This window comes from Flavobacterium arundinis, assembly GCF_038289855.1.
Classification (GTDB): Bacteria; Bacteroidota; Bacteroidia; order Flavobacteriales; family Flavobacteriaceae; genus Flavobacterium; species Flavobacterium arundinis.
On sequence record NZ_JBBYHR010000003.1, the window covers coordinates 121,813 to 140,881 of the forward strand.

Below are 19,069 nucleotides of genomic sequence, written 5' to 3' on the forward strand. Positions count from 1 at the left end.
TTTATATCATTCTTGATCGACCGATACCACTGCCGCGCATCACGGCATTAGCACCAAAACGGTTTTTTATCTTGTCCATCGCTTGGTATAGAGACATCATTTCCTGGGTGTCCTCGAACAGGTTAATTTGGTACGAGCCCCGAACCAGTTTGCTGAAGCGTACTCCTACAAGGCGCAGGCTCATACGGCGCTGGTAAAGTTTTCCGAAGGCTTCCAGTACAGCTTTGGTTAGCGTATGGTCCGATGCCGTATATGCTAAAGTTACCTGCCTTGTCTCGGTATCGAAATTGGAATAGCGGAGCTTTACGGTCACGTTTGAGGTAAGCCATCCCTCACTACGGAGCTGGTAGGCTAATTTTTCCACCATGGTGCACAATACGGACCGCAGGAATACCATGTCTGTAGTGTCCTGGTGGAAGGTATCTTCAGTAGATAAGGATTTACGTTCCCGATATGGCTCCACCGGGCTATTGTCGATACCGTTGGCTTTCTTCCACAATTCAATGCCGTTCTTGCCAATCATCTCCTGCAGCACATTTATGGGCATCTCGGCAAGGGTCTGTATGTTGCGGATGGCGATACGGGACAGCAACTTAAAAGTAGCATCACCGACCATCGGTATTTTACGGATCGATAAGGGATTTAAAAACTGCTGTACCATGGTCTGCGGTATTTGCAGGTTACCTTTGGGTTTGCCTTCCCCTGTCGCGATTTTGGAAACCGTTTTATTTACCGAGAGCGCAAAGCTGATCGGCAAGCCTGTTTCACGGGTCACGGTAGCGGAAAGCTCATGGGTCCATTTGTAAGAGCCATGAAATTTATCCATACCGGTGATGTCGAGGTAAAATTCATCGATGGAGGCTTTTTCCATTACTGGCGCCCGTTCTTCTATAATTTGTGAAACGGTATTGGAATAGCGGGAAAATAGTTCCATATCACCCTTTACGATTTTCGCTTCAGGGCACAACCTCAGCGCCAATTTTATCGGCATTGCGGAATGCACGCCAAACTGTCTCGCTTCATAAGAACAGGAAGCCACCACGCCCCGGTCACCGCCACCTACTATCAGCGGAATACCTTCTAAGGCACTGTTTTGAAGCCTTACACAGGAAACAAAAAAAGTATCAAGATCCATATGTACTACCGAGCGTTCCATAATCATAGCATTTAGTACCGAACAAAATTAGACCAGATTAGAACAAAAAAACATATATTTGCTGTTCCAAATAGCAACAATTCGCTTATGTCTTTATTTTCCGACAACATCAGGCTCCTGAGGGTTCAAAAGAACATCTCGCAGGAAAAGTTAGCCACAGCGCTTCTAATTGCGCGTGCACGCTATGTAAAGTACGAGTCCGGAACTTCTGAGGCTCCCTATGATATACTGAAACGTATTTCCAAGTATTACCATGTAAGCATCGACCTGCTGCTGAATGTCGACCTGCGGAAGATCGATATGGATGGCCTGCTGAAACTTGAGGACAACCGCATATTGTTGCCGATTACCATTGACACGGGCGGGGAAAACACGATTGAGATTATACCCCATAAAGCCAGGGCGGGATACCTGAATGGGTACAGTGACCCGGAATTTATTGAAGGGCTGCAGCAAATTTCATTGCCTTTCCTTAAAAACGGAAAGTTCAGGGCCTTTCCCGTTTCAGGGGATTCCATGCCGCCCCACAACGATGGCTCCTTCATTATCGGCAAGTACGTGGAAAGCCTGGGGGAAGTACGCGATGGCAGGACCTACATCCTGCTGACCAAAAACGAAGGCATCGTATACAAACGACTGAATAAGAACGGCAGGAACAGCCTTATGCTGAGTTCTGATAATTCATTTTATGAGCCCTATCCGGTCAAGGCATCTGAAGTCCTGGAGATATGGGAGTATGCCTGCAGCATTGCCACTAACGAATTTGAGCCGGACAGCCTGGAACCGCAAAGCATACGTGATATGTTCAACAGCCTTAGAAATGAAATAAAAGCTTTGAAGCACTTACAATAATCAGAATCATGACTACCACCATACGCTTTAGGATACCAAAAGATATTGATGCCGCGACCGAACGAAAAATACGCAAGCTTAACGGCAGCCTCATTTCGCAATCGTTCACCGATATCATCCATTTCGATGATGATGGAGCCGATTTTTATATCCATTATTTTACCGCTCCTTCTGAAAAAAAGCATGATGCCATTACTTTTATTTCTTCATTTATAGCCGAGGAAGCATTGACTGATGTCGTGACAATCCTATAATTCCTGATATAATGCCACAGCAGCGTTAATTTATAAATGACTGTTTTTGAGTGATTTTGGCTTGTTTTGGCTACATCTTTATCTGTAGCTAAAATGTAACTTGCCTGTATATAAGCCTGCTAATGCCACCTGATAAACCGGATGCTTAGCATGAAATTTTGCAGGACATGGAACCAACACCTTTACCAAAGAAAATTGCCCTTGAAATTATCTGCCTGCTTTATATTATACTCTTTGTATATGCAGCAGTCAGCAAGCTTCTCGATTTTGAGAATTTCCAGGTCCAGTTGGGGCAATCTCCCTTACTGAGCGCCTTTGCAGGCTGGATTGCGTTTATAATCCCGATATCAGAACTTATCATTGCGGCACTGCTGGTCTTTCCCCGATACCGGCTGCTGGCTATGTATATGGCTTTTAGCCTGATGATAATGTTTACTGCTTATATTATAATCATCTTAAACTTCAGTCCCTTTGTGCCCTGTTCCTGTGGGGGTATACTGGAAAAGCTGGGGTGGAAGGAGCACCTTATATTCAATGTCGCTTTTTGCCTGTTAGGGATTGCAGCCTTACTGATGCTTCGCAGGCCTGAAACGCATAAAGCAAGGACATTTGTTAGGCGTGCTGTCTCCAATTTCGGAATTGCATCATCAGTTATCATAAGTTCCGTATTGGTAACTGTCTTATTCTTAGTGTCGGAACACCGGATGACCGAAGACAACCCTTTTATCCGCCGCTTCCACGGCTATGCCGTTAAGACTGCCCAAACACAACTCCCTAATAACAACTACTATTTTGCAGGCCAATCCGGTGGCAGCATCTATTTGGCCAACAGTAAGGCCCCTTTATACATTACAGAGATTGATACTTCACTGCAACAAAGGATACGTCATAAGATAGCACTGCCTGATTATGATCTGCCCTTTACCAATGTACGTGTTCAGGTTGCGCCCCCCTACTTTTACCTTTATGATGGTACTGTCCCGGTCTTCTTCAAAGGACATATTTCCAACTGGAAGGCCCTTACTGTAACGGCACCAACACCTTACTTTTCCCAGTCGGTAGTGATGGATTCTGCTAATGTAGCCTTCAGGTCTGAGAATGAAAAGACAGAGTTTATATTGGGCAATTTCAGCTTGATAGGAGCAAATGTTCCGGAATTTAAGGAGGGGCTTCTGACCCGGCAGGTCGATGGCTTTTTTGACTGTGACGGCCAGCTTCACTGGGACAGCGAAACTAAGCGGCTGCTTTACCTTTACAGTTACAGGAACCAATACTTGGTAATGGATGAAGCGCTTTCACTTATAAATCTTGGTAATACGATCGATACTACCTCAAAAGCGCGGATAAAGGTCGCTTATCTGGAAGACCAAAAAAAGTACAAAATGTCCGCACCGCCCTATACGGTGAACAAAAGTTCCACATTTAGCAATGGCCTACTCTATGTACGCTCGGGTGTCATTGGCCGCTTTGAAGACAAAGTGATGTGGGACCAGGCAAGCATCGTTGATATCTACGACACACGTTCCCAGCGATACCGGACCAGCATTTATATCTACGATGCGGGGAAACTGAAGATGACCCATATGACAGCGTATGGCCGCCATCTCTATGTGCTGCTCGGCTATCATCTGCACCGCTATACCTTATCAAAAATATAACTGGCATTCGCCATCACGATTTTACCGGCCGGTAAAAAGGGGAAGATCGAAAACCTTGAAAAGAGTAGATCGCATTTAAATTTAAAAATTATGAAACCACTTTTTAAAATGGCATTGCCGGTAGTAGCATTCGTACTGGCAAGCGCAGGCGCTGTAAGCACAAAAGTTGCTGAGACAGCAAAAACAGATGACACAGTCCTAATTAACGGATGGGTTCAGAATCCCGACGAGAACACTTGTGTACAGCGTACCAACCTGAACTGTAGCCTTTCCTCAACACCAAATATGTGTGAGGCAGCCAGCCCAACAGCACCGGGTACACTGGTGCCTGCTTTTGAAAAGCACACTGCTACGGGCAAATGCTCAAGGGTACTTTACAGGATCAACTAAAGCAACCTTAAAAGACAATGCAGTTCCAATGGAACTGCATTGTGCATTTATAAAATGGCTTACTCAATCCAATCGGCCTTCATCCCCCTCAGGTAATGCCCGAACCAGCTTTCCGTCCGCATGGTCAGATCCGCTTGATTCTTTTTTAGGGCCAGCGCATGCACTTCATCCGGATACAAGAGTAAGATGCTTTTTTTCTTGAGCCTTCTCATCGCCGCATACATGATGAAGCTTTGATCCGGATTGACTACGGGGTCTTTTTTTCCTGACCAGATCAATAAGGGTGTTGTAATGTCAGCAGCACTGAAAAGAGGCGAGTTTTCTATGTATAATTCCGGAGCTTCAAAAAAGCCCTTTCCAATACGGAATTGCTGGTCTTCATAGCGCCAGTAATCTATTTCTGTCGTGCCTTCCCCATATGACAAGTACGCATAGATCGGATCCGAAATACCGGCACCACTTATAGCAGCAGCAAATAGTTTGCTGTGAGCAATGATATAGTTGGTCTCAAATCCTCCAAATGAGTGGCCTATAATTCCAATTCTTGCAGGGTCAACCCTGCCTGCCCTTACAACACTGTCAACGGCTGCTGTAACGCACTCCAGCGCGGACTGCCCGGTGTGGCCGGGCCTATACCGTATATCGGGAAGCAGTATAAAATATCCTTTAGCGCTCAGGTTTGCGATATTGAATCCCATTATATCGTAAGGTGAGGGGTTGACATATTCCTGCGCCCTATGCAACAACCGCTCATAAATATAGGTTATCATCGGGTATTTCTCCCCAGCCGTGTAACCGGCAGGATAGATCAGCACCCCTTTCAGGCTATCGGTGTCTACGTTATAGGATATTATCTCAGAATGGCCCCATTCAAAATTACGATGGTGTACATTGCTTTCAACGATGACTTTGCTGGCTTTCTGCTTTATATCATAAGCGACAATACGCGGTGGAAGGTCATAGCCCTGCTGTTCATATAGGACTATTCCGGGATTTTGGCATGTAAGGAGGTTGCCCGCATTAAAACGCCCGGAAGACAATGGAATTATTTTACCTTTCTCCAACCTGGTGTAGCCGCTTACGCCGTTTTGCGTATTGTACCAAGACAGGTAAATACCCTTTCGTAAATCTAACAGCCGGGAGGACGAGGACGAGTAAGCCACAGGATTAAAACCAGCTCCTTCCTTTGCCGCCAACCTGTAGGATAGCTGCGCCTCTTTTCCTCTGGTTATCCTTTTGCCGCCTCTACCATTGGGTGAGACGCTCCAGATATCATGCTCATCATTAATAAGGATATTGCCGTCATGGTCCCATCCCATAATCCCAAATGAAAATACGGAATATCCTGGTTTAGAGAGGCTGGTATCCCATTGTGATTGCAGCATAACGGTAATGTTGGTGTGTTTTTTCGCCTGCGTATCATAGGTCCACCAATTGCCATCCTTCAGATAGGCCAGATAACGCCCATCAGGCGACAGGCTGAACGTTGCATCTGGTCCCGGATGGCTGGCGAGCAGTAACGAGGTCGCGCCGGTCACAGCGTCCGTGATATAATAATCGGTATGTTGATAATAACGAAGGTCCCTGAAGTCTGTTGCATTCCCTGATGAGATTACATAACGGGCATTACCGGCCAACAGCGCCCAGCGGTACTGGCCTTTCCCAATAATTACGGCACTATTCAAATCCACATTCCATACGCCAAGATGGCTTTCCGCCCTGGGATAGCGTTTCACTTCGCGCTGCACAGGGTACAGAATCGTATCATTATGTTTCCATATTTCTACCAGATCCTCCTCTTGTACCGCTGATAAAGCTACATTGTCTTCTGTCCCAAAGAACACACGCTTATGGTCATCGCTAATCCTGAGGTGCAGCGCATTATCAGCCGAGAGCCTTTGCCCATCAGGAAAGGTTTTGGCATTCTTATCGCTGAGGCTATGCAGTTTACTGGTACCTATGTCATACAGGTACACATGTCCCGGATCAACACTCCTATTGGCAGCCAGGGATTGGAACGCTACCGCATTATCATCTTTACTCCAGGCCAGTTTGGAAAAGGGCACGTTGCTATTGCTGATTATACTTGTCTTCATGCTTTTTTTACCAAGACTAACAATGCAGATAGCATGCGACTGATTTTCGTATTGGGTATACAGCAATGCATCCTTCGCATTGTTAAGTGCATAACCGGCGATATTGCAAAACCTTTTGAGTAGCCTGCCGTCCAGATCGTAAAGGTTAAGGCAGGTACTATCGTTGTCGGATGCTGTCGCCAACAGGTACCGGCCGCCGTTAACAGGCTGGCAATCCTTTACCTCCCGGATGAACGTCCTTATTCCCGAATCCAATGCAATAATCTCCACCTGTCCTTTGGCAAGGAAAGCATATCTGCTGTTGCCCACAAAGAAACCGTTTGGGATTTTTGGCAGGCTATACATAGCCGTGGACTGTGTGCTTTTTACAAACAAAGTATCATTACCCGACGGATAGCTAATCTTATACGAAACCCAAAGGCCGTTATCAGAAACCGCAAAAGTCCTGAGGCTGCCCCACAGGCCGTAATCCTCTTCTGTAAGCTGCTTTTTTTGGATGCCCTGCCCCAATACAGGACAAGGCACAAGCCCAACTAAAATTACAACGCATACAGCAGCCATCTTTATCAGCCTGTTTACATTCACTTTCATTAGTACCCCGGATTTTGTGGTGCCAGCGCGCTGTTAGCCAACAATTCCTGCTCCGGCAGGGGCCAGAGGATATCGGTACTGTTCCAGCCAGGTTTTGCCAGCGGTAAAATTTCATTCGCCTTCTGTGTCCGCTTGAGGTCAAAGAAACGGTGCCCGTATTCAGTAAAGAATTCGACCCTTCTTTCCTGCAGTATAGCATTAACCAGTACCTCAGAAGAAGATGCTTCGGCAATAACCAGCCCGGCCCTGTTCCTTATGGTATTGAGATCAGTGAGGCCACCGACCAAATCACCGAGCATAGCACGCGCTTCAGCCCTTATCAAAAACAGCTCTTCCAGACGGAAGACTACAGAATACTCGACTGATGTCCCGGTATTCACATTCTGCTTGTACTTGTAGGCATGGTGCCACTGTGAGGTCCCGTTAGTGAGTGTTTTTACCCAATGCGTCCTGCGCAGGTCACCGGCTTCAAAGGCCCCAACCAATTCCTCCCGAAGCGATAGTGAAGGCGGTGGAGTATCCATAAATATGAAAGTAGCGCCTTCATCGGCATTGCCTCCGGTTATCTTTGGCTTAAACTGCCAGATGGTGGAACGGGATTCTTTTAAAAAGACATTGTCCAGATTTTCTTCCAGTACAAAACCCGGTCCATCCAATACCGCTGTTGCGGCATCGGCTGCCTCAGCCCATCGGCCATCGTAAAGATATACCCTGGAAAGCAGCGCATACGCTGCAGACCTGTCCGGCTTGGTGCGTTCGGGTACGGAATAGCTCGCAGGGAATAGCTCAACGGACAATTGCAGGTCGGCAATCATCTTTTCATACACCTGTGCTGCGGGCTGGCGTACAGCCCGCCTGTTGGCTTCATAATCAGTGGTAGCGATATAGGGCACATCGCCAAAAGAATTGGTGAGGTAAAAGTGTGCCAATGCCCGTACAAACAGCGCCTCACCCTTAAAGCGGTTTTTGTCTTCAGGGCTAAGTGAGGAAGAGGCTTCAACACCTTCTATAATAGCGTTGGCACAATAGATATGATGATATGCCCTGTTCCAGTAATCAAGCACAACGGAATTGGAGGCGAGCAGGGAATTGGTAAACAAGTTGTCTTCAGGGCTTCCAGCCCCGCTGTAAGTTATCAATTCATCAGTATAAAGCCCAAAGCTTGCGCTAGCCCCTGAAAGGCCACCGCTCAAAAATCCCTCATCCCTTAACTTGGTGTAGATGTCGGACATTGCGGCTTCCACGGTGCTTTTATCCTGAAAGACCTGTGGCCCGGTGAGCATGGACTGTGGCAGGTCCACCTCGACAAAGCTGTCGCAACCCCAAAGAAGGAGCGCTATGGCAGCATATAAAATTGACTGTATTTTTTTCATGATTGTATAAGATTAAAATGATAATTGTACCCCGCCCGTAAATACCCTCAAAGGCGGAAGTGAACCGCCGAATCTGAGTTCAGGATCGCCGTTTTTATAGGAAGTAAGTGTGAATACGTTCTGTCCTGTGGCAAACAGCCGCAGTTTTGTGCCTTTGATCAGGGATGCGGGCACATCATAGGACAGTGCAATATTCTTCAGGCGGATAAAGGAGGCATCCTGAATGGCACCGGTACTGCTGTTGAACTGGCTGAAAGCCAGCATTGCGGCAGAATCGAAGCCTGCGGTAAAGCGCTGATAGGTTGCCTGGTCGCCCGGTTGGCTCCAGACATCGGCTATGTCGGCCCGCTGGTTAACGGCAGTACCCGGGGCTCCCGGTGTAGGGGCCAGATTTTCCTGTTTGACAAAGTGGAAAAGGAAATCAAGGCTAAACCCTTTGTATTGGAGTTGGTTCTGCAAGCCGCCGAAAAAGGACGGGGTCAGGTCTACGATGGCTTTGCGGTCGTCAAGATACGATATGGTCCCATCGCCATTAAAATCCGTAAACTCATAACGGCCTGTCTCCGCGTTCACACCATTGTACCCGTACAGGTTTACGATACTCAGGGATTCGCCGATCCTGTAGGTTGTCGCGTAAGAAGAGGCCTCCAACCCCGGAAACGCGATCAATTTGTTCCTGTTGGCCGCAATGTTAAACGAGGTAGACCAGGAGAATGCCCCGTTGTCAATGTTGATGGTCCGCAGGGTGAATTCCACACCGCTATTTTCCACTTCGGCATCAAGGTTCGCGGTCAGTACGCTAAAGCCTGTTGTGCCGGGAAGGGGAATGCCGACTAGTTGGTTGGAAGAACGGTTCCTGTACCATGAGGCGGTAGCGAAGACACGGTCTTTAAAGAAACCGAGTTCCAACCCTGCCTCGAGTTTCTTGTTGATCTCCCAGCCAAAGTTCGGGTTATAGAGCCTTGTGGGCTGAAGGCCGATAATCCCGTCATAGGTAACCCCGTTGGTAGCGTAAGTGTTGTAATACTGGTAATCGCCGATCTGGTCGTTGCCGGTCGTACCATAACTGCCCCGGATCTTACCGAAGCTCAGCACTTTGCTTTCGTTCAGGAAATCTTCGTTTGAAAAAATCCATGCCGCCCCAACCGCCCCGAAATTCGCAAACTGGTTGCCGGGGCCGAAACGGCTGGAACCATCGCGCCTGCCTGTGAGGTTGACAATATAGCGGCCATCCCAGTTGTAATTGACACGCGCGAACAATGCCTGATACTTGTAAATGGTCATATCATCCGTGTAGACATATACCAGTGATGCGGCAGCCAGGTTGTTCATGAGCGTATTGCTCGGGAAGCCGTAGCCGAACTGGAAAAGCCTGTCGGTCTGCTGCCGCTGGAATGTAGCCCCGGCGAGTGCCTCAATCTTTCCTTTCGACCAATTGCCCGACCAGCTGACCTGCGGCTCGATGATCCATGATTTACGGCCTGTCTGATTCAGCTCAATGCTGCTGCTCTCGCTGCCATACCCAAAGGAAGGATTGTACATTGTGGAGGGCATGGTCTTGCTTTCAGAATTGGCCACTTCATTATAGCCAAGGTTCGCCTTGATAATAAGTGAAGGCGTTACCGCATAGGATAATACCGTGCTGGCAGTAAGGGTATTGATGTTCGCAGTAAACTGCTGTTCCAGCGCTGCCAGTGGGTTGGTCCATGTATTATTCTCCCAGTTCAGGGTTCCATCCGGTTTATAGAGTGCCGGTGCGTTCGGTGCGAGGTTTCGGGAGGTCGTCGTCAGGTCTGCTGCGGGCAGATCATTTTTCTGAAAACTATAGCCACTGGAGAATGTCAGCTTAAAGCGGTCATCCGGAGAGCCATGATTAGCATTGAAATGCACTGAGCCCCTGTCGTAGCTGAAGTCACCGGGCATGACCGTGGTTTCGGTGCGGTAGTCGCCGGAGAGTTGGTATTGTGTGGATTCACTACCGCCTGATACCGAAGCCTGCAGGCTGGTTATCTGTGCTGTCCCGCCGATAAGTTCCTTCTGCCAGTCAGTATAACGGTTTTGATCCCACGTGCCATTGACATCGTAAGCAGTGGCAGGGTACTCCGTTATGCCGTCATTGGCGTAGGCCTGCCGTCTCATGGCAAGATATTGCTCCGTCTTCATAAGGTCGAGCATCGTGGTCACTTTACCTGCGGAAGTGGAAGCCGTGACACTAAATGCCGTTTTCCCAACTTTACCTTTTTTGGTTGTAATCAGCACGACACCATTAGCCCCACGTGAGCCATATATGGCCGTAGCATCGGCATCCTTGAGCACCTCAATACTTGCAATGTCGGCGGGATTGATCCCGTTAAGCGGGCTGGTCATGCTCGGGTTAAAACCCGAGGTTTCGCTGAAGCCGATCGTCTCGGAGGAGAACGGAACCCCGTCGATAATATATAATGGGTCATTGCCTTCCGCACGGAGGCTGTTCTGCCCACGGATGCGTATCTGGAAGGCACCACCGGGCGCACCGGAATCCTGGGTAATGGAAACACCGGCCATACGCCCCTGCATGGTGGCCAACACGTTGGAGACAGGCTGGGTCTCGATATCTTTTGAAGTAATGCGGGAGATATTACCCGTGCTTTCCTTTTGTTTAACGTTGTAGTAACCGGCATTAATGGTCACTTCTTCAAGCTGCAGGCTGTCTTCCTGAAGGACAACATTTATAACAGCCTGCGCGCCGACAGGCAATTCTACTGTTTTAAATCCCACAAAGGAAACGATAAGAATATCGTCAGGTGTAGCCGCGATGGAGAATTTACCCTCGGCGTCCGTAGTCGCTGATCGGCCACTGCCTTTTATGACAATGGCCGCACCGGGTAGTGGCCCTGAACCATCGGAAACAGTTCCAGATACTGACTGTTGAAAAAAAGCTTTACCGGATGGTGAAGCATGTGCCCGGGCTAAGGCACTGAGTGGCAGGGTAGCTAATGCAAGAGAATAGAAAAGCACCCTTAGCCCTTTGTTAGCTGAAATAAATTTCATAACATTGGTTAAGATTAATGAAACAATTTGGGTTTGTTGATCTACAGCCCTCAGGTTAGTTTGCCGACGTCTGAGGGTTATTTTTTTGTACTGATAAGAAAAAAAAAGATACCCGGCCTTTCCCCAACCAACTCGAAAAGGGAATACCAGTACAGGCCGGGCTACTTAACTATGAAAAAATTAAACCATACGCAAAACGGGTTAAGGGTTAAACTACAACGTTTGCGAAGCCCGATAAAAAAAATGAAGAATGCGCTAAGAATACAAGCTGAGAATGAAGTAATAACCCCTAAAAAGGAGGCGTGGGTTTAAACTCAGCTTACTGCCTTAGAGGTACTGGTATACCATGCAACAATAAGTGAGCCCACGCCATATGGCGTGAGCATGTACACTTATCATCCCGTTGCAAAAATTACCAGTTTCCTAAGGCGGGATTCCAAGCGAATGCTTCATATTATTAGAAGTATCGCAAAAATAATATTAAATAGAATAATAATTTGCGAAAGGTAAAACATTTTACCGACATATATGTCGTTGTAATGATAAATTTTTATCTGTCCCTTTGAAATATTATGGAGCAGATAAAAAATAATGAACTTTTATTAGCGATGCGCGCAGTTCTTCAGGGCTTACGCGCTGAAGCTGCTTTGGTTCAAGGTTCTGTAATAACTGATATCTTAGAGTTAAAAGGTGTTACAATTAACTTAGCCCGCATCGAAACTGGCAAAGGAAACATTTCTCCAAGCACGCTATTTTTATTATGCGAATATTACAAAATATCCTTATCAGATTTCTTTAAGAGGGTTGAAAAAGAAAATCCAAAATTAAAGATAAGATAAGAGATGCGAGAGCATCTTTTTTCGTTTCCAATAATTACCTACTAATAGGTATTTTAACATTTCTTTAAAACAGGTATTTTTACGTACTATTTTTATAGAATAACTTAGTATTTTCCTGCAAATTTCTTATTTATGAAAATAACTGCAATTGAGATAGACAACATTAAAGGAATTGCAAACCTTAATTTGAACGCTGAATTGGTTCCTAATAAAGTCAATATATTTGTCGCCCCCAATGGTTTCGGAAAAACCTCTTTTGGGATAGGATTTAAGAGTTTAAATTCTTCAAAAATTGAATTAGATGAAAAGCATCTTCATAATGGAGATATTAGAAACCTTCCAGTTATAAAGTTGAGTGTAACAGATACAGCTGGTTCAAGATTATTAGTAGCAGACCATACTATGAATCAAATAAGAGATGAATTCGACGTATTTGTAATAAATAGTCAACTTAAAGCATCCGGTACAGTTCAACGTTATGGTGGGAGAACAATTTCCAGATTTTCACTTGATATTCAGCCAACTATTTTGGTGGAAAAAATCCCCAACCAAGCAAATTTTGATTACAGAAAAACTGTTTTGAATCAAAGTTTTGGAGCTAACTCAAAAGTGTTAGATAATGTAAATGGGATAATCCATAATCCTGTATTATTAAGAAGAATATTATCACAAGTTAATATTAACGAATTAAAACTCGGTAGGACATTGAATCCTCTTCAAATTTTTTTAAATCAAATAAATGGAGTCAATGGCGTAGCAAGTAATGTACTTCAATATATTGATCAAAATGTTGAGACCTTTTTAGAAGCTAATGTTGAGATTAATAAGCTTACGCGCATAATAAACCAGATGAAATTTCCAGGTCAAGAAACTTTAGCAAAATCCTTCTTAGTAGCTTGGCAATTAATTAAATTGATGTATCCAATGACTAAAACTCAAGTTGAAAAAGTTTTTAATTATTGTGATTTCATTGAATATTCTGAATATACAACTCGCTTAATATCTGACTTTAATACCACACGATTTAGCATCGCACCAGTAGTCGAAAAGAAAAAGTTAGTGGTAAATTGGCCTAAAGCGCATGAGATATCTAATGGTCAGAGAGACATTTTAAATTTTGTCGCGTTGCTTTTAAAAGCGAGAATAGATCTTAATAAACAAAATCAAATACTAGTTATTGACGAAGTATTCGATTATTTGGATGATGCGAATCTGATATCCTTTCAATATTTTTTAACAGACCTTATAGATAGAGCAGTGCATAGAGGTATTAATCTTTTCTCAGTACTACTAACTCATCTTGATCCTAATTTTTTCAATCACTTTTGCTTTAGCGATGGTAAGTTAAAAGTTTTTTATTTAAAGGAATATAACATAGATCAAAGCCTAAATCTTCATAAAATCATTTATAATCGTGAAGAGCCAAGTATTAAAGCAGAACTAGATGAGTATTTTTTTCACTTTAATCCACAACAAATTGATATTCAAAATAAGTTTGATGCTCTGGGACTTGTTAAGGAATGGGGTGACACAAATAAATTCCATAGAAAAATATATAGAGAGGTCGAAAATTATTTAGATGGAAAAAAATACGACCCATTAGCAATTTGCTTCGCATTAAGGAAAGTTATTGAAATGAAAGTTTATAACTTAATTCACAATGCTGTCCAAAAAGATGCTTTTTTGAAAGTACATGGAACCAAAAACAAATTACTTTACGCCCAGTCGTTAGGAATTGTGATACCAGAAACGTACTTTCTGTTAGGAATAATATATAACACATCTTTACACCTCTATAATGGACAAAACATAACCAATCCTTTGGCTTTTAAGTTAGAAAATCTTACAATTAAACAACTAATTCATGAAACATGTAGGAAGTAATATATTATAATCCTCTTATAGAAGTGAAAACAACGTAATAGAAACAGTATGGATAACAAGGTAGAGACTATTCTACAGGAAATTTTTGATCCTTTGATTTTAGGAGATGAAATAAAAACACATAAGTTATCAAAATCACCGTCTTTTAATGAGATTCATGATTTTGCAGAATTAATTGGATTAGATGGCTCTGAAGAATCGTATCAAAAGTTTATTTCGGAGCATCCACACTTTTTGATACGAACAGCTGTGTCAACAGATGAAAGTACATTGGGAATCTTAGCGAAACCTCCTATAGGTAATTTTCATCTCGCGGACTATGCAATTTTCTCTATAAGCCAAGGAGGATGTCACATCCACTTAGTAGAGATCGAAAAACCGAGCGACAGACTCTTGACTAAGAAATTAACTCCAGCTAATAAATTACAAACAGCTTTAGGTCAAGTATTAGATTGGGAGCAATATATACAGCACAATAAACAAACTTTTATTAATAGCTGTATGAAGCTATTAAAGGATTCTCCGAAATACCCTCATAAATCTGAAAAAGGCAGTTTTATTTATGCAGCAAAAAATCGGATTCAGAGTATTTGGGAAGGGTTTGGTGGTATAGAATCATGCTACTTTTCATATACTATCGTTATAGGCAGATGGGCTAAACTTGATGATAACGAGAAAAGGAGGTTAGTTTTCCTGAATAATGGTTACTCAAAACAAAACATCAGAATTCGTACTTACGATAATTTGATAAGAAAAGCAATTGAAGGCCCCAAATATTTATGGTAAATAAATATTTCTGTTTAAGACTTATATGATAGATTTCACGACATTATCAAAAGCGCTTTTAGAAGTAAATGGTGTGAATTTGACTAAACTTGAGATGGAAGATCAAAACAAACTAGACTGGCAACAATACGAGTTGATAACAAAATATATTTATGAAACCTTAGGAGGCTATAATATTACTATTGAAGGCTGGGGTAACGACTGTAAAGTCAGGGGTGAATCAGGAGTTACACATCAGATAGATGTCTTAACTTTAGAAACAGATGATACAGGGATTTTTCGAACTGCAATTGAATGCAAATATTTGAATACGAAGGTTACCAAAGATACAGTGATGAAACTTTCGGAAACTATGAATGATGCCAAAATACACCGTGGTATAATAGTATCAAAAAGTGGTTTTACACCAGACGCACAACTGTTCGCAAAATATAGGAACATCTTAATTGTCCAACTTAAAGAAGCCGGAAAAGAATATCCTGACTACCAAAAACCATTGCATCTTTTTGATTTAGGTATAAACGTTGGAATAACCAGAAGACGTCCGGTGGTAACAAACATTATCGCTACGGATACTGATGGTAACCAGATTAAATTAGACGAGAAGGATCAATATTACATTTTTGTAAAGCATGTAAGTGGAAAAATAACCAATTTATTTGATGAGATAATGGTGTTTAAAAATTATCTTAATGAACAAGATCCCACTATAACAGTGAGCAAAGAGTATTCCCACCAGCAGGCTTTACTATATTTCCCTACCAATGTACATAAATTAAAAAGTATTACTTATACAGGCTCACTGACAGTTAAAGATACAACTGAGAAGAAGGTCTTTTCGATTGTTGACAGGGTGTGGCTCCTAATGGAAAAGATTTTTGAACAACAAACATTTGTGGTTTCTGACGGTGGAATAATCGTTGATACGTCTACTAAAAAAGTTTAAGCGATTGGTGTTCCAAGTTCGGACGCGCTGTGTATGTCAGGGGCGGAATTTACGTTAAACTTAAACTACTCCTTAATTTAATGTTAACGGATTGATACAATAAATCCCTATTTTTACAGGAAATCAACTCCTTCTATATGACGTTTAATGAAGATTCCCGGGTAAAAATTCCAGCTTTACTGCATTTGATGCGCCTGGGGTATAGATACATTCCGTTAAACCAGCAGATTAGGATAGAAGAAAACAATATCTTCCCCTCTATTTTTATTCCAAAGATAGCTGCCATAAATAATATTTCTGAGCAAGATGCCCAGCGTCTACTCGATGAAATTAATTTAGAGCTCGACTATGAAGATTTAGGTAAAAAATTCTATGAGCGGTTGGTGGCTACATCAGGCCTGAAACTGATGGATTTTGCAGATTTTTCCAATAACGAATTTCATGTCACTACAGAGTTAACCTGCAAAACGGGTGATGAAGAGTTTCGCCCTGATATTACCGTTTTAATTAATGGAATGCCTTTGGCATTTATTGAGGTTAAGAAACCACACAATAAAGAGGGGGTTATCGCTGAACGGAATCGTATCAATAAACGCTTCGCTAATAAACACTTCCAGCGTTTTGCTAATATAACACAGTTATTGGTGTTCTCTAACAATATGGAATATGAAGACGGAATAGTAGACCCTGTTTTTGGGGCATTCTACGGAACTCCGTCTTACGATCAGGTTCATTTCAATTTCTTCAGGGAAGATGAGGAATATCCTGTAAAGCAAAAGCTGCTTACAATTGATGAAAAAACGGAAATTGAATTGCTTAAGGATAACAACCTGATTGTTATTAAAAACAGTCCGGAATACCTTACCAACAAACAGGAAAGGACACCAACAAATCGTATTCTAACTTCTTTATTCAGTAAAGAGCGCTTACAATTTTTACTGAAATACGCCATTGCTTATGTAAAGGAAGATACTGACGGTAAAATTTCGTACCAAAAACACATTATGCGCTATCCTCAGTTATTTGCCACGCAGGCAATTGAGGCAAAGCTACAGGCAGGTCAAAACAAAGGAATTATCTGGCACACACAGGGGTCGGGTAAAACAGCCCTGGCCTATTTTAATGTAAAATATCTAACCGATTATTATGCTAAGCAACAAGTTATTCCCAAATTCTATTTTATAGTTGACCGTTTGGATTTGTTAATCCAGGCTTCCGGCGAATTTGCCAACCGGGGCCTAAGGGTAAAGCAGGTAAATTCTAAAGATGAATTTGTTAAAGACTTGCAGGTAGTCGGCGCTTTGCATAACGATTCCGGAGAGCCTGAAATTACAGTAGTCAACATTCAGAAATTTTCAGAAGATGCCGTTTCAGCTAAAGATCTTATGTACGATATCAACGTACAAAGGGTTTACTTTTTAGATGAAGCCCACCGTAGTTACAACCCGAAAGGGAGCTATTTGGGGCATCTGTTTAATTCTGACCGTTCGGCGGTAATGATAGCCTTAACCGGAACACCCTTGTTGAAAGAAGTCGCCAAGGACTACGATTCGAAACTGTTGTTTGGCAATTACATCCACAAGTACTACTATAACATGTCGATTGCCGACGGCTACACACTTCGCCTTATTCGCGAACAGATTGAGGGCAACTTCAAAATGGAAATGAAAGAGGTTATGGAGCAAATCAAGGTGTTGCAGGGTGACATTACGACGCGACAAATATATGCGCATCCTAAGTTTGCTGTGCCTTTACTCGATTATATTACTAAAGATTTAATCAAATTCCGCAGAGACCACCAGGATACATGTTTGGGCGGTATGGTAGTTTGCGATTCAGCCGACCAGGCGAAGGAGCTTTTCCACCTGTTTCAGGAGAAATATGGCGTGCAGGAAACCGATGCCAGCCTGCTAATGGCGGCAGAGCCCAAAGCCAAATACGGCTTACATGACGAGCCAGCCCTGAGCGCGGCCCTGATTTTACATGATGTTAACGACAAAGCCGTTCGTAAAGAGTTAATTAATGCCTATAAAAAAGGTAAAGTAGATATATTGTTTGTTTACAATATGCTGCTTACCGGATTTGATGCCAAACGGTTAAAGAAATTATACCTCGCGCGCGTAATCCAGGATCATAACTTATTACAGACCCTGACCCGTGTGAACCGCCCTTATAAGAAATACCAGTATGGCTATGTAGTGGATTTTGCCGACATCTCCAAAGCGTTTGACCGTACCAACAAGCTGTATTTTGACGAGTTGCAGGAACAGTTGGGCGACGAAATGGAAATGTATTCCCACCTGTTTAAAACAGAGGAGGAAATCCGGAAGGAAATACAGGAAATCAGGGAAACCTTATTTCATTACGATACGCAGAACATGGAGCTGTTTTCTCAGCAAATTGCCCGGCTTACCGATAAAAATGAGCTGCTGCGATTGATAAGGGCTTTGCGTACTGCCAAAGAACTTAAAAATATTATTGCCGTAAACGGTTATGAGGCGCTTGATGGCATAGCCGATTTTGAGGTATGGAACCGCCTGCTGCTTGAAGCGCAACACCGTCTGGATAACCTTAATTTCCTTGAAAGCATAGGTAATGAAGAGGCTTCTGCCAACTTGCTAAACACGGCTTTAGAAGATATTATTTTCCAGTTTATTAAAGTAGACGAGAGCGAACTTGTATTAGCAGATGAGTTTAAAAATATTTTACGTAAAACCAGGGAATCGCTGCAGCATAATTTTGACCAAATTGATCCACAATTTGTAAGTTTGCGCGAAGAACTGGAACGCATTTTTAAGAACAGGAACCTAAGCGAAATTTCTCAGGCCGATATGGTAGAGAACATGCATTTACTGCAAAAAATTTACGACCGGGCAAAAGAGCTAAACCGTAAAAATGCTTTGCTGAAAGCCAAGTATGAAAACGATGACAAGTATGCCCGCGTGCATAAGCGGCTTAATGAAAAAGGTACGCTAAACGGTAAAGAAATGCAATTGCACAAGGCCCTAATGCAAGTAAAGCAGCACGTAGACAGTAAACTCGAAGGCCAGGAAGATGTACTAAAGAACGAAGCCTTTTTTAAACGCTACCTGCTGCAGCTGGTAGTACAGGAATTCAAGAAAAAAGAAAACATACCGTTGGATTTCCCAACCACAGAATCAATAAATAGCTTAATTGTAAACGAGTATTTACAACAATATCAATACAGATAATA

The 19,069-nt window shown here is 43.2% G+C and carries 13 protein-coding genes; 9 read left to right on the top strand and 4 right to left on the bottom strand.

The window, feature by feature from the left end:
* Position 1: 1 nt before the first annotated feature.
* Complete coding sequence (gene dinB / locus AAEO56_RS06160; RefSeq protein WP_341696159.1) at positions 2-1,156, bottom strand: DNA polymerase IV; 1,155 nt, start codon at positions 1,154-1,156, stop codon at positions 2-4.
* A gap of 87 nt (positions 1,157-1,243) precedes the next feature.
* Here dinB and AAEO56_RS06165 point away from each other — a divergent pair, with 87 nt between their 5' ends.
* The 4 genes from AAEO56_RS06165 (at position 1,244) to AAEO56_RS06180 (ending at position 4,310) form a co-directional block, all read left to right on the top strand.
* Positions 1,244-2,008: an XRE family transcriptional regulator gene (locus AAEO56_RS06165; RefSeq protein WP_341696160.1), complete on the top strand. Its 765-nt coding sequence runs from the start codon at positions 1,244-1,246 to the stop codon at positions 2,006-2,008.
* An 8-nt stretch (positions 2,009-2,016) separates the two neighbouring features.
* Positions 2,017-2,262, top strand: a complete 246-nt coding sequence (locus tag AAEO56_RS06170) for a hypothetical protein (RefSeq protein WP_341696161.1) — start codon at positions 2,017-2,019, stop codon at positions 2,260-2,262.
* A 167-nt stretch (positions 2,263-2,429) separates the two neighbouring features.
* Entirely contained in the window at positions 2,430-3,920 is a 1,491-nt protein-coding gene (locus tag AAEO56_RS06175) for a MauE/DoxX family redox-associated membrane protein (protein WP_341696162.1), read from the top strand.
* A 90-nt stretch (positions 3,921-4,010) separates the two neighbouring features.
* Positions 4,011-4,310: a DUF6520 family protein gene (locus AAEO56_RS06180; RefSeq protein WP_341696163.1), complete on the top strand. Its 300-nt coding sequence runs from the start codon at positions 4,011-4,013 to the stop codon at positions 4,308-4,310.
* Positions 4,311-4,369: 59 nt separating this feature from the next.
* Here the strand turns inward: AAEO56_RS06180 and AAEO56_RS06185 are convergent, their stop codons facing one another.
* The 3 genes from AAEO56_RS06185 to AAEO56_RS06195 are packed head-to-tail and all read right to left on the bottom strand — an operon-like array spanning position 4,370 to position 11,400.
* Entirely contained in the window at positions 4,370-6,997 is a 2,628-nt protein-coding gene (locus AAEO56_RS06185; protein WP_341696164.1) for a S9 family peptidase, read from the bottom strand.
* Positions 6,997-8,370, bottom strand: coding sequence for a RagB/SusD family nutrient uptake outer membrane protein (locus tag AAEO56_RS06190; protein ID WP_341696165.1), 1,374 nt, complete (start codon positions 8,368-8,370; stop codon positions 6,997-6,999). Before AAEO56_RS06190 ends, AAEO56_RS06185 begins: the two co-directional genes overlap by 1 nt.
* 12 nt (positions 8,371-8,382) lie before the next feature.
* Complete coding sequence (locus AAEO56_RS06195; RefSeq protein WP_341696166.1) at positions 8,383-11,400, bottom strand: SusC/RagA family TonB-linked outer membrane protein; 3,018 nt, start codon at positions 11,398-11,400, stop codon at positions 8,383-8,385.
* A gap of 572 nt (positions 11,401-11,972) precedes the next feature.
* Between AAEO56_RS06195 and AAEO56_RS06200 the strand changes: the two genes are divergently transcribed.
* From AAEO56_RS06200 to AAEO56_RS06220, 5 genes are all read left to right on the top strand, one after another.
* Complete coding sequence (locus tag AAEO56_RS06200; protein ID WP_341696167.1) at positions 11,973-12,239, top strand: helix-turn-helix domain-containing protein; 267 nt, start codon at positions 11,973-11,975, stop codon at positions 12,237-12,239.
* 132 nt (positions 12,240-12,371) lie between these two features.
* Complete coding sequence (locus AAEO56_RS06205; RefSeq protein WP_341696168.1) at positions 12,372-14,123, top strand: OLD family protein; 1,752 nt, start codon at positions 12,372-12,374, stop codon at positions 14,121-14,123.
* Positions 14,124-14,171: 48 nt separating this feature from the next.
* Positions 14,172-14,909: a Shedu anti-phage system protein SduA domain-containing protein gene (locus AAEO56_RS06210; RefSeq protein ID WP_341696169.1), complete on the top strand. Its 738-nt coding sequence runs from the start codon at positions 14,172-14,174 to the stop codon at positions 14,907-14,909.
* 25 nt (positions 14,910-14,934) lie between these two features.
* Positions 14,935-15,855: a restriction endonuclease gene (locus AAEO56_RS06215; protein ID WP_341696170.1), complete on the top strand. Its 921-nt coding sequence runs from the start codon at positions 14,935-14,937 to the stop codon at positions 15,853-15,855.
* 137 nt (positions 15,856-15,992) lie between these two features.
* Positions 15,993-19,067, top strand: coding sequence for a DEAD/DEAH box helicase family protein (locus AAEO56_RS06220; protein ID WP_341696171.1), 3,075 nt, complete (start codon positions 15,993-15,995; stop codon positions 19,065-19,067).
* The last annotated feature ends 2 nt before the right edge of the window (positions 19,068-19,069 follow it).

What these genes read in the sequence shown, in the direction of transcription:
- dinB (WP_341696159.1), bottom strand. Translation starts at nt 1,156, where the DNA reads ATGGAACGCTCGGTAGTACATATGGATCTTGATACTTTTTTTGTTTCC.
- AAEO56_RS06165 (WP_341696160.1), top strand. Translation starts at nt 1,244, where the DNA reads ATGTCTTTATTTTCCGACAACATCAGGCTCCTGAGGGTTCAAAAGAAC.
- AAEO56_RS06170 (WP_341696161.1), top strand. Translation starts at nt 2,017, where the DNA reads ATGACTACCACCATACGCTTTAGGATACCAAAAGATATTGATGCCGCG.
- AAEO56_RS06175 (WP_341696162.1), top strand. Translation starts at nt 2,430, where the DNA reads ATGGAACCAACACCTTTACCAAAGAAAATTGCCCTTGAAATTATCTGC.
- AAEO56_RS06180 (WP_341696163.1), top strand. Translation starts at nt 4,011, where the DNA reads ATGAAACCACTTTTTAAAATGGCATTGCCGGTAGTAGCATTCGTACTG.
- AAEO56_RS06185 (WP_341696164.1), bottom strand. Translation starts at nt 6,997, where the DNA reads ATGAAAGTGAATGTAAACAGGCTGATAAAGATGGCTGCTGTATGCGTT.
- AAEO56_RS06190 (WP_341696165.1), bottom strand. Translation starts at nt 8,370, where the DNA reads ATGAAAAAAATACAGTCAATTTTATATGCTGCCATAGCGCTCCTTCTT.
- AAEO56_RS06195 (WP_341696166.1), bottom strand. Translation starts at nt 11,400, where the DNA reads ATGAAATTTATTTCAGCTAACAAAGGGCTAAGGGTGCTTTTCTATTCT.
- AAEO56_RS06200 (WP_341696167.1), top strand. Translation starts at nt 11,973, where the DNA reads ATGGAGCAGATAAAAAATAATGAACTTTTATTAGCGATGCGCGCAGTT.
- AAEO56_RS06205 (WP_341696168.1), top strand. Translation starts at nt 12,372, where the DNA reads ATGAAAATAACTGCAATTGAGATAGACAACATTAAAGGAATTGCAAAC.
- AAEO56_RS06210 (WP_341696169.1), top strand. Translation starts at nt 14,172, where the DNA reads ATGGATAACAAGGTAGAGACTATTCTACAGGAAATTTTTGATCCTTTG.
- AAEO56_RS06215 (WP_341696170.1), top strand. Translation starts at nt 14,935, where the DNA reads ATGATAGATTTCACGACATTATCAAAAGCGCTTTTAGAAGTAAATGGT.
- AAEO56_RS06220 (WP_341696171.1), top strand. Translation starts at nt 15,993, where the DNA reads ATGACGTTTAATGAAGATTCCCGGGTAAAAATTCCAGCTTTACTGCAT.